The organism is Nocardia sp. NPDC004415 (assembly GCF_053602435.1).
Map to the genome: position 1 here is coordinate 1 of NZ_JBSGDP010000105.1, position 10128 is coordinate 10128.

General features: G+C 70.3%; 10 protein-coding genes. 4 read left to right on the top strand and 6 right to left on the bottom strand.

Going from position 1 to position 10128, the window contains the following annotated elements; genetic code table 11:
- Positions 1-179: acyl-ACP desaturase (locus tag ACWEMY_RS28590; RefSeq protein WP_452392523.1), on the bottom strand; the 179-nt coding region annotated here is incomplete at its 3' end.
- Positions 180-349: 170 nt separating this feature from the next.
- Between ACWEMY_RS28590 and ACWEMY_RS28595 the strand changes: the two genes are divergently transcribed.
- Entirely contained in the window at positions 350-1603 is a 1254-nt protein-coding gene (locus tag ACWEMY_RS28595; protein ID WP_375937271.1) for a KasA/KasB family beta-ketoacyl-ACP synthase, read from the top strand.
- 26 nt (positions 1604-1629) lie between these two features.
- The gene (gene fadD32, locus ACWEMY_RS28600) at positions 1630-3513 is read left to right on the top strand and encodes a long-chain-fatty-acid--AMP ligase FadD32 (protein WP_452392517.1); all 1884 of its coding nucleotides are present in this window, start codon (positions 1630-1632) and stop codon (positions 3511-3513) included.
- Between the two features lie 47 nt (positions 3514-3560).
- Here fadD32 and ACWEMY_RS28605 read toward each other — a convergent pair whose 3' ends face one another.
- The 4 genes from ACWEMY_RS28605 to ACWEMY_RS28620 form a co-directional block, all read right to left on the bottom strand.
- Positions 3561-4910 carry an LCP family protein gene (locus ACWEMY_RS28605; RefSeq protein ID WP_452392518.1) on the bottom strand — a complete coding sequence of 450 codons (1350 nt, stop codon included), beginning with the start codon at positions 4908-4910 and terminating at the stop codon, positions 3561-3563.
- Entirely contained in the window at positions 4907-6043 is a 1137-nt protein-coding gene (locus tag ACWEMY_RS28610) for a L,D-transpeptidase (protein WP_452392524.1), read from the bottom strand. Before ACWEMY_RS28610 ends, ACWEMY_RS28605 begins: the two co-directional genes overlap by 4 nt.
- A gap of 128 nt (positions 6044-6171) precedes the next feature.
- A complete protein-coding gene (locus ACWEMY_RS28615; RefSeq protein ID WP_375937260.1) occupies positions 6172-6366 on the bottom strand; it encodes a hypothetical protein in 195 nt (64 codons plus the stop codon).
- A 19-nt stretch (positions 6367-6385) separates the two neighbouring features.
- Entirely contained in the window at positions 6386-7609 is a 1224-nt protein-coding gene (locus ACWEMY_RS28620) for an MFS transporter (RefSeq protein ID WP_452392519.1), read from the bottom strand.
- A gap of 105 nt (positions 7610-7714) precedes the next feature.
- Here ACWEMY_RS28620 and ACWEMY_RS28625 point away from each other — a divergent pair, with 105 nt between their 5' ends.
- Positions 7715-8557, top strand: a complete 843-nt coding sequence (locus tag ACWEMY_RS28625; protein ID WP_452392520.1) for a DUF72 domain-containing protein — start codon at positions 7715-7717, stop codon at positions 8555-8557.
- Positions 8558-8668: 111 nt separating this feature from the next.
- Positions 8669-9229 (top strand): Rv3235 family protein, encoded by a 561-nt coding sequence (locus ACWEMY_RS28630; RefSeq protein WP_452392521.1) that lies wholly within the window; start codon positions 8669-8671, stop codon positions 9227-9229.
- Positions 9230-9416: 187 nt separating this feature from the next.
- On the opposite strand, the gene ACWEMY_RS28635 is transcribed toward ACWEMY_RS28630, so the two are convergent.
- Entirely contained in the window at positions 9417-9923 is a 507-nt protein-coding gene (locus tag ACWEMY_RS28635; RefSeq protein ID WP_452392522.1) for a DUF4254 domain-containing protein, read from the bottom strand.
- Between the last annotated feature and the right edge of the window lie 205 nt (positions 9924-10128).

Here is a 10128-nt window from a genome sequence, read left to right on the forward strand (position 1 = left end):
CGGGATTGTCCCGGCTCCCAATCGTTTCCGCCCATGGCGGCGAAATTGCGGCCCTCGTCCCACGGGACGTAGTCGTGCGGATTCCAGTCCTTGGCCATGGACAGATGACGGTCGACATTGTCGGCCGCCACCCCTTCCAGCTCGATGAGAAGTTCCAGTTGGGTGAGGTTCCTGGCCACGCTCGTTACCTTCCGTGCAAGTGAAAAGCATGAGTTGCGCTAGCGTAGACCCAGTACAGAGCGCTTCCGAACGACACGGTGCGGCAGCGCATGTTTCTGAATTTGGGCGCGTCGCGCCGAGTACATATACGCTCCACCAGTTCAGCTCCATCAGCGGTACCCGATCAGTCGTGGCATTAGCTAGAGAGAGTGAGCGAAAAACTATGACGGACATCGTGGTCACGAGCCTGGCGGCGACCACGTCGATCGCGGGCGACGTCGACTCGACCTGGAAGGGTCTGCTCAACGGCGAAAGCGGGATCGACGTCCTCGAGGATTCCTTCATCGACGATTTCGAGTTGCCGGTCCGGATCGGCGGCCACCTCAAGGTTTCTCCCGCCGCCTCGCTGACCCGTGAAGAGGCGCGCAGGCTGTCCTATGTCGAGCAGATGGCCGTGGTCCTCGGTCGTGAGGTGTGGCGCAACGCGGGCAGTCCCGAGGTGGACCGCGACCGGCTCGGCGTCTCGGTGGGCACCGGACTCGGCGGCGCCGAATCACTGATCTACGCCCGGGACAAGCTCGGCAACGGCGGCTACCGCAAGGTCTCCCCGCACACCGTGCAGGCGATCATGCCCAACGGTCCCGCCGCCTGCGTCGGACTCGAATTGGGCGCGCGGGCAGGGGTTTCCACGCCGGTGTCGGCCTGCTCGTCGGGCTCGGAGGCGATCGCCAACGCCTGGCGGATGATCGTGATGGGCGACGCCGACATGGTGGTCACCGGCGGGGTCGAGGGGTCCATCCAGGCGGTGCCGATCGCGGCGTTCACCCAGATGCGCGCCATGAGCACCCGCAACGACGACCCCAAGGCGGCCTCGCGGCCCTTCGATCGCGACCGCGACGGCTTCGTCTTCGGCGAGGCGGGCGCGATGATGGTGATCGAGACCGAGGAACACGCCAAGGCACGCGGCGCCACCATCCACGCGCGGCTGCTCGGCGCGGGGGTCACCTCCGACGGATTCCACCTCGTCGCACCCGATCCCGAGGGGACCGGCGCGGCCAGGGCGATGACGCGGGCGCTGCAGACCGGTGGGATCGGCCGCGAGGACGTCACCCACATCAACGCCCACGCCACCGCCACCCCCATCGGGGACACCGCCGAGGCCAATGCCATCGGCAAGGCGATCGGCGCGCACGCCTCGGTGTACGCGCCGAAATCGGCACTGGGACACTCGATCGGCGCGGTCGGCGCGCTCGAAGCGGTACTCACCGTACTCACCGTGCGCGACAGCGTCATTCCGCCCACGCTGAACCTGGAGAACCAGGACCCCGAGATCGATCTCGACGTGGTGTGCGGGCAGGCCAGGCCCGGCCGGGTCGACTACGCGGTGAACAACTCCTTCGGATTCGGCGGGCACAACGTGGCGATCGCCTTCGGACGGTACTGACACCAACTGCCACAAAAGGATTGGGAATGATCGGCGAGACATTCGACGACTATGTGGACGCGCAGGGCAATATCCGGATTCCGGGTGACCAGACCTTGATCGACTTCGTCGACAAGCACAGCGAGGCCAACGGTGACGATCTGGCCTACCGCTTCATCGACTATTCGCGCGAACGCGAGGGGGAATACCAGGAACTGACCTGGCGGGAATTCGGCGTCCGGCTGCGGGCGGTCGCGGCCCGGCTGCAGCAGGTGACCGCGCCCGGTGACCGGGTGGCGGTGCTGGCGCCGCAGGGGTTGGACTATGTGGTGGCGCTGTTCGCGGCCGTGTACGCGGGCAATGTGGCGGTGCCGCTGTTCGACCCGGAGGAACAGGGCCACAGCGACCGGCTGCACGCGGTGCTCGGTGACTGCGATCCGGCCGCGGTGCTCACCGTGGGCAGCGCGGCGGCGGGGGTGCGCAAGTTCTTCCGCGAACTGCCCGCCGCGCAACGGCCCAGGATCATCGCGGTGGAGGCGATTCCGGACACCGTCGGGCAGGGGTGGCGCAGGCCCGAGATCAATATCGACAGCGTGGCCTATCTGCAGTACACCTCGGGCTCCACCCGGGTGCCCGCCGGGGTGGAGATCACGCACCGGTCGGTGGGTACCAATCTGCTGCAGATGATCGACGCCATCGGCATCACCGAGAACGCGCGCGGGGTCACCTGGCTGCCGCTGTTCCACGACATGGGCCTGCTCACGGTGATCCTGCCGACGATCGGCGGCAAGTTCATCACCATCATGTCGCCGAGCGCGTTCGTGCGGCGACCCTCGCGCTGGATCAAGGAGCTGGCCGCGCAGTCCGATGGTGCCGAGATCTATTCGGCGGCACCGAATTTCGCGTTCGAGCACGCGGCGGTGCGTGGACTGCCCAAGGACGGCGAGACGCTGGATCTGTCCAATGTGATCGGGCTGATCAACGGCAGCGAGCCGGTGTCGGTGGCCTCGATGCGCAAGTTCAACGAGGCGTTCGCGCCGTACGGGCTGTCCAAGACCGTGATCAAGCCCTGCTACGGGATGGCCGAGGCGACCCTGTTCGTCTCGGCGACCCGGCGCGACGACGAGGCGCGGGTGGTCTACGTGGACCGCGCGCAGCTCGGCGCGGGCCGGATGATCGAGGTCGACGAGCACGCGCCGCAGGCCGTGGCTCAGGTGTCGTGCGGGTATGTGGCGCGGTCGCAGTGGGCGGTGATCGTGGACCCGGAGACCGGCAACGAGCGCCGCGACGGCGAGGTCGGCGAGATCTGGCTGCACGGCGACAATATGGGCATCGGGTACTGGGGCCGGGCGGAGGAGACCGCCGAGACCTTCCACAACCGGGTGACCAGGCGCAATCCGGTCGGCAGCCGGGCCGAGGGCGCCCCCGACGACGCGCGGTGGATGCGCACCGGTGATTTCGGCGCCTACCACGACGGTGAGCTGTTCATCACCGGCCGGGTGAAGGACCTGGTGATCGTCGACGGGCGCAATCACTACCCGCAGGATCTCGAGTACTCCGCGCAGGAGGCCAGCACGGCACTGCGGCCGGGATTCGTCGCGGCGTTCTCGGTGCAGACGCGGGAACTGCCCGCGCCGGTGCAGGCCGCGGGCGGCAGTACCGACGAGATGGCCGAGGCGCTGGTGGTGGTGGCCGAACGCGGCACGGGCGCGGCGAAACTCGAGCCGGGGCCGATCGTGGACGCGGTGCGCGCGGCCATCGCGCGCAGGCACGGGGTGATGGTGCGGGATCTGCTGCTGGTGCCCGCGGGGTCGATTCCGCGCACGTCGAGCGGCAAGATCGCGCGGCGGGCCTGCAAGGCGGCCTATGTGGACGGCACGCTGCGCGGGGGATACCGGCAGGACGCCTATCCGGACGCGCCGGAGGACTGACGAGGACTGAAGACGGTTCGGCCACCGGGGGTTCCGGTGGCCGGACCTCAGTCGACGCAGGGGATGGTGTCGCCGGGGACGGTGGTGACCGGGGCGCCCGCGTCGGTGAGTGGTGTGACGGACGATTCGGTGTCGGTGGAGGGGGCACCCGCGTCGGGGAGTGGCGTCGCGGACGTTTCGGTATCGGCGGAGTCGGACGTGACCTCGGCCGATTCGTCGGTCGAGTGGGCGGGGTCGGGGGATTCGAGGCCGAAGGCCGTGCGTACCTCGTGGCGGATCGCGGCGGGATCGATGATGTTCACGTCCTGGCCGTCGATCACGTCGTAGCGCAGCACCGGCAGTGTGCGGAACTCGACGGGAAGTGCTCCGGCGGCGCCGAGTTCGCGGGCGAAGTCGAACGGATTCCAGCCGTCGGAGAGCACGATGTCCTGGTGCGCCGTCGTCATCAGCGCCGACAGCTTGCTCAGATCGGTGAGCGTGCCGGACTCGCGGAGTCTCGCCGCCACCGCGGTGAGAAAGGCCTGCTGGCGGTGGGTGCGGTCGAGGTCGCCGTGGAACAGGCCGTGGCGCTGGCGCACGAAGGCCAGCGCCTGGGCGCCGTCGAGATGCTGTGGGCCCGCGGGGAACACCGCGCCGGAGTACTCGCTGTCGTCGACAGGGTTGTTGAGGCACACGTCCACGCCGCCGATCGCGGTGGCCAGATCGTAGAAACCGGCCAGTGAGATCTCGGCGAACCGGTCGATCGGCACCCCGACCAGGTCACGTACCGCCGCGACCACGGAGGCGCGGCCCGCCTCCCGGCCGCGCCGTTCCAGCACCACCGGGTCGGTCTCGCCCTGCTCGAGCAGCCGCGCGTGCACCGCGGCCTTCTTCAGCCCGTACGCCTCTTTGATCTTGATCTGCTGATAGCCGGGGATGCCGGTGACGCGCACGTAGTTGTCGCGTGGGATGGAGAAGGCGACGACTCGGTCGCGGTCGGCCGGAATGTGCAGCAGGATCAGCGAATTGGCGTTGTAGCCGCCGTGGGAGCCGTCGCCGGCGTGCAGGGCCGCGAGGACTTCCGGGGACAGGTCGTTGCCGTCGAGGTCTTTGCGGGTGTCCAGGCCGATCAGCAGGATGTTCACCGCGCCGCCCCGGGAGCGGGGCGCGTCCTGGCCGAGAGCGGTGGAATGGGTGAAGCCGGACTCGACTTCGTTCTTGGCCGACCAGGCCATGCCGGTACCGGTGAGCACAGCCAGCGCGAGCAGCGCCGCGCACAGCCGCACCAGGATCAGGCAGGCGCGGCGCAGCGGTGCGAGCCCGCGCGCACGGGGGACGCCGGTGACCGGTTCACCGACCCGGCGTGGTCCGCACCGGGACGGGTCCCGGCGTGGTGACGGACCGTGGTCGCGGGTCACCGCAGCGCACTACCCGCTTGCCACTGCTCCCACGGCACACTCCAGTCGCCGTTCTGCCACACCTCGAGCGGTGCGCCGCCGGTGTTGCGGATCTCCACCACGTCACCGGGCCGGGAGAATTCGTAGAACCACTGCGCGTTCTCGCCGCTGAGATTCAGGCAGCCGTGCGAGACATTGGTGTTGCCCTGAGCCCAGACGGTGTCGTCGAGCTGGTGCAGGTAGATGCCGTCGGTGCTGATCCGGGTGGCCCAGCCGATGCTCTCCTTGTAGCCGAGCCGGGAGTTGACCGGCAGGCCGTAGGTGGAGGAGTCCATGATCACCGGGTTGGCCTTGTCCATGACGGTGTAGACGCCGGGCTGGGTCCAGAAGGAGATGGTCTTGCCCGCGATCTCCTCGCTGCCGCCGCGGCCCATCGAGGTGGGCATGGTCTTGATCAGGGTGCCGTTCTCGTAGACGCGGACCTGCTTGTCGTTGTCGTCGACGAGGGAGACGTGCGAGGGCCCGATGGTGAAGCTGGTCTCGGTGTCCTCCTGGCCGTAGAGGCCGCCGCCGAGATCCTTGCCGTAGATGTCGGCCGTCAGGGTGACCTTCGTGCCCGGGGTGTAGTAGTTCTGTGGGCGCCAGTGGGCGTTGCGGTCGTCGAGCCAGTACCAGGAGCCGGGGACCGGGGGTTCGGTGCGGACCGCGAGCATCTGCTCGGCGACGGCGCGGTCGGGGACGTCCTCGTCGAAGTGCGCGACGACCACGGTGCCCACGCCGTACTCCCCGGTCGGGGCCAGCGCGGCGCCGCCGGTGGTGCGGAAGTACACCTTCGTCTGGTTGTTCGGGGCCAGCGTGGCGAAGGAGGAGGTGATCGGCCCGACCCGGCCGGTGACGGTGAGCGCCTCGGCCCGGATCGTGTAGGTGTGGCCGTAGCCCAGCGGTTCGGCGGGTTTCCAGGCGCTCTTGTCGGGGGTGAAGATGCCCTCGATCGTGCGGCCCGCCTCGTTGGTCATGGTGACCTCGGTGAGGGTGCCCGCGTTGGTGCTCACCCGGACCGGCCCGAGCGGGTCCACGGCGGTGGCGTCGGCGGCGGGCACGATGGTGATGTCGGGCTCGGGCTCGGTGGTGGTCGCGGGGGCGTCGGAGCTCATGGAGTCGCAGGCGGTGACGGCTACGGCGAGCGCGGCGACGAGTCCCACCCCGAATTGCCGACGGTCCACCGTGTCACCTCCTGCTCGCTGCGCGGCCCCGACCAGCGTAGCTCGCCGCGCGGCGCGGATCAGTCTTCGCTGCTGGTGCGTTCGCCGAGAAATCGCAGCAGGGCGGGGTCGCCGGAGGTGAAGCGGTCGGCCTCCTGACCGCCGGTGCATTCGAACAGACCGATGGTCACGGTGTCGCCGCGGCGGCTCAGGACCCGCCAGATCGCGCCGGAATCGGCCCAGCGCCGCAGCGTCTCCACCCGGTCCTCGTCCATGCCCTGCATGGTCGCACGGTCAGCGCTCGCGGTAGTTGGCGGCGACCAAGGCGAGGCAGCTCGCGGCGATCAGCGCGGTGATCACGTACATGACCGGGTAGCCGAAGCCGAAGCTGCCGTGCAGCGCCGACAGCACCGCGGGCACACCGAAGCCCAGGTAGCTCACCGAGTAGAAGACGGCATTGAGCCCGGCCAGATCGCCGGGGCCCGCGATGCGCTCGATCTGCTGCAGGCCCGCCACCAGGCCGATGCCGTAGCCGCTGCCGAGGACCACCGCGGTCAGCAGGGTCACCCACACGCTCAGGGTCGCGGCCGTCCACGCGGCCAGGCCCATACCCACGGTGAGCAGGATCAGCGCGACCACCGCGGCCCTGGCGGTGCCCGGCCGGTCGATGCGGCGGGCGACGGACTGGATGGTGAAGCCGCAGCCCAGCGTGACCATGGTGACCAGGGCGGAGAAGGCGATCGGCGCCTGCTGCACGCGCGGCAGCATCAGCGTCGGGAGCACCGCGTAGGCGGTGGCGTTGGCGGTGAACAGCCACAGGGCCACCGGTACCGCGACGCGCAGGAACCGGCGGTGCCCGGCGGCGGGGATCTTCAGGTCCTCACGCAAGCTGCCCGGGTGCGCGGGCCGGGTCACCGTTTCCGGGGTGCGGGCCAGCCAGAGCGAGGTCGCCACGCACAGCGCGGCGTTCACCAGGTAGGCGGTGGAATCGGGCAGCGGACCCCACTGGGCCAGGGTGCCCGCCACGCCCGCGCCGAGCGCGAAACCCGCGGTCAGGCTCATGGCCGAGCGGCGGGCGCCGGTGCCTGCGGGCGCGGTGTCGTAGGGCGATTGCGAGAGTTCCTTGAGCCAGCTGCCGCCGACAGCCATGGCCAGTCCCAGCGCGACACCGCACAGCATCCGCCCGGCCGCCAGCATCGGCACCGAGGCGGCACCGGCGGCCAGCAGCAGCGAGCCCGCCGCGGCGATGAGCGGGGCCGGGAGCATGAGCGGGCGGCGGCCGAAACGGTCCGAGAGCGGTCCGCCGATGAGTAGGGCGGGCACGATACCGAGGACGTAGTAGAACAGCAGCAGGTCGACCGCGGTCAGCGGCAGGCCGTGCGCCTTGTACATCACCAGCAGCGGGGTGAACTCGTTGCCGCCCCAGGCGATCGCGACCATGGCGGCGGAAACGCCCAGCCAGGACCGGGTGCGCGCGGCGCGGGCAGCGGGCAGCCGCTCACTGGTGAGAATCGCCATCACAGGCCCTTTCCGTCGTGCGCGCACCGGGGAACGCGCACGGGGCGAAATGGTGGCAACCGGTCTCATTTTAGGCGTGGACGTTGCCTGTACTACCGTCGGCCTGTGCGTGAGCTGCGGATGGGATGTGCCATGTGGACCCATCCGCGGTGGCAGGAGCGGCTGCCCGCGCCGGGGGAGCGGTTGCGGGCGTATTCGGGGTACTGTGCGGCGGTGGAGGGCAACACCACCTTCTACGCGACACCCTCGCCGTCCACCGTCGAGTCCTGGGCGGGCCAGACCGCGCCGGACTTCCGGTTCGTGCTCAAGCCGCCGCGTGCGGTCACCCACGAGCGCAGGCTCGTCGACGCCGGTGCCGAGCTGGCCGCCTTCCTCGACGTGATGGCGCCGCTCGGTTCGCGGGTGCACGCCCTGTGGATCCAGCTGCCCGCCTCCTTCGGGCCGACCGATCTGGGCGCGCTGGCCCGGTTCCAGCGCGAACTACCCGCCGGGCTGCGCTGCGCGGTCGAGGTGCGCCACCCCGCGTTCTTCACCGACGAGCGCGCCGCGGTGCAGCTCGAGCGGGTGCTCGGCCGGATCGGGGCAGAGTGGGTGCCCTTCGACACGACGGTGCTGTTCGACGGACCGGCGGGTGACCCGTCGGAGTTCGAGGCGCGGGCCAAGAAGCCGCGGGTGCCGCGCCGGATGCGCGCGCTCACCGAGTACCCGATCGTGCGCTACCACGGCCGCGCCGATGTCGACCGGACCGTGGCGGGCTGGCGGCCGTGGGTCGAGACGGTGGTGACGTGGCTGCGCGAGGGCCGCTCGCCGACGGTGTTCGTGCACACCCCCGACAACGCCTCCGCCCGCGAGCTGGCCCGCCGCTTCCACGACGAGGTCCGCGCCGAGCTGCCCGAACTCCCCGCCCGGCCCACCCCCGCGCCCACCGAACCGATGACCCTGTTCTGAGCCGGACACCGTGAGGTGACCTGCCCCGATTCCACGGACACCTGTCGTACCCCCGTGGCATGCTGTGCGCCACTACTGGGGAGTGGGTGGGCCGACTCGAGGGGACGTGCCATGTCTACGGATCCACTGTCGTTGTCGTCCGCGCCGCACTGCGAACCGGGGCTGCTGCAGCTGTCCGGCCACCGCCCGGCCGCGAACACCGGTGCCACACAGCCGATTTCCCGCCATCACCGCGGCCGCCGCGCGGGCGCGCCGCTGGGCATCCGTCTCGCGGTGCAGCGGGGATGTCACCGCAAGGGGTATCCCGAATCCGCCGCGGGCGAGACCGGCCGACGCCCGCGCGCCGGATTCGCCGACGGCGCCGAACGTTTCGCCGACCACGCGGTACGGCTGCTGCTCGAGGTCGTCGATCGTCGCCGTACGCCGGCCCAGCTGAACGCCGTGGTCGACCCGAAGGTCCTGTCCTCGGTCGAGACGATCGTGCGCAACGACCTCGCGCCGGGCCGCGCACTCGGCTCGGCCACCGCGATCAACGTGCGGCTGACTCCGACGGAGACCGACGCCACCGAGCTGTTCGCGACCTATCAGCGGGGCAAGCGCACCCTCGCGCTGGCGGGCCGGATCGAAACCACTTCGCGCGGTTGGCAGTTGGTCGCGGTGCGCCTGTACTGACGAAAGATCGGCCCCGTACCACCGCGGTACGGGGCCGATCGTTTCCGGAGTACGGACGGTCCCCGCTGCCCGAAGGCGGGGACCGGGTGCCGCGCCGGACCTGGGGGAGGGTGGGGTTGTGCACCCCAGCGCGGCGGGAGAGCTGGTGCGCTGGTTCCGTGGCCGGTCTCGGGCGGCGCACCACCTGTTATTCGGTGTGCGGGTGGTCCCGGCTTGGTTGTGCGCCATCGTTTTCCGGGTCGCCGTCGGGCAGGCGGCGGGTGCCGGTGGCGACCTCGGCGATGAGATCGCCGTAGCCGCAGGCGAGTTCGTGCAGGCGCTGCTGGGCGGCGCGCAGTTCGGATTCGGCGCCGCATGCCAGGGCGCGGTAGGTGAGGGCGGCGAAGTGCGCCATGCGGTCGATCACGGCACCGACGCTCTCGGTGTGCATGGGCGCGGTGAGCGCGGGCCGGGGCGAGCGGATCACCACCCAGCGGTCGATCTCGCACACCAGACGCGCACGCTCACCGTCGATCTCGCGGGTGTCGCCGGGGGCGAGCTGTTCGCGGCGTTCGTGCAGCGCGGCCAGTTCGTGTGCCGCGCACAGCACCGGATCACCGTCGCCGGTGACGCCGCAGACCGCCCGCATCATCTGTGCCCGGGCGGGCAGCGACCGATCCCGCCCACCCGATGCGCCGCCGCCGTCGGTCTCCACCTGCTCGCACCGTCCTCGTCCGCTGGGCACGCTGTCGTGGAGGCATTCGTCCCGGTGCGGAATCCGGATAGGTCGCCCGCGCCGCAGCGCGAACCGGGCGCGCACAGGTGCTGTGGGCGGGCGGTCGAGGTGATCGGGTGGGGCGAACCAACAGGCGGCGGGCGATGATTTATTTATATAGGAAGATAGTGGGGGAGGGGAAGAG

Coding starts and splice junctions, on each gene's coding strand:
- fadD32 (WP_452392517.1), top strand. CDS start 1,630: ATGATCGGCGAGACATTCGACGACTATGTGGACGCGCAGGGCAATATC.
- ACWEMY_RS28610 (WP_452392524.1), bottom strand. CDS start 6,043: ATGAGCTCCGACGCCCCCGCGACCACCACCGAGCCCGAGCCCGACATC.
- ACWEMY_RS28630 (WP_452392521.1), top strand. CDS start 8,669: ATGTCTACGGATCCACTGTCGTTGTCGTCCGCGCCGCACTGCGAACCG.
- ACWEMY_RS28620 (WP_452392519.1), bottom strand. CDS start 7,609: ATGGCGATTCTCACCAGTGAGCGGCTGCCCGCTGCCCGCGCCGCGCGC.
- ACWEMY_RS28615 (WP_375937260.1), bottom strand. CDS start 6,366: ATGGACGAGGACCGGGTGGAGACGCTGCGGCGCTGGGCCGATTCCGGC.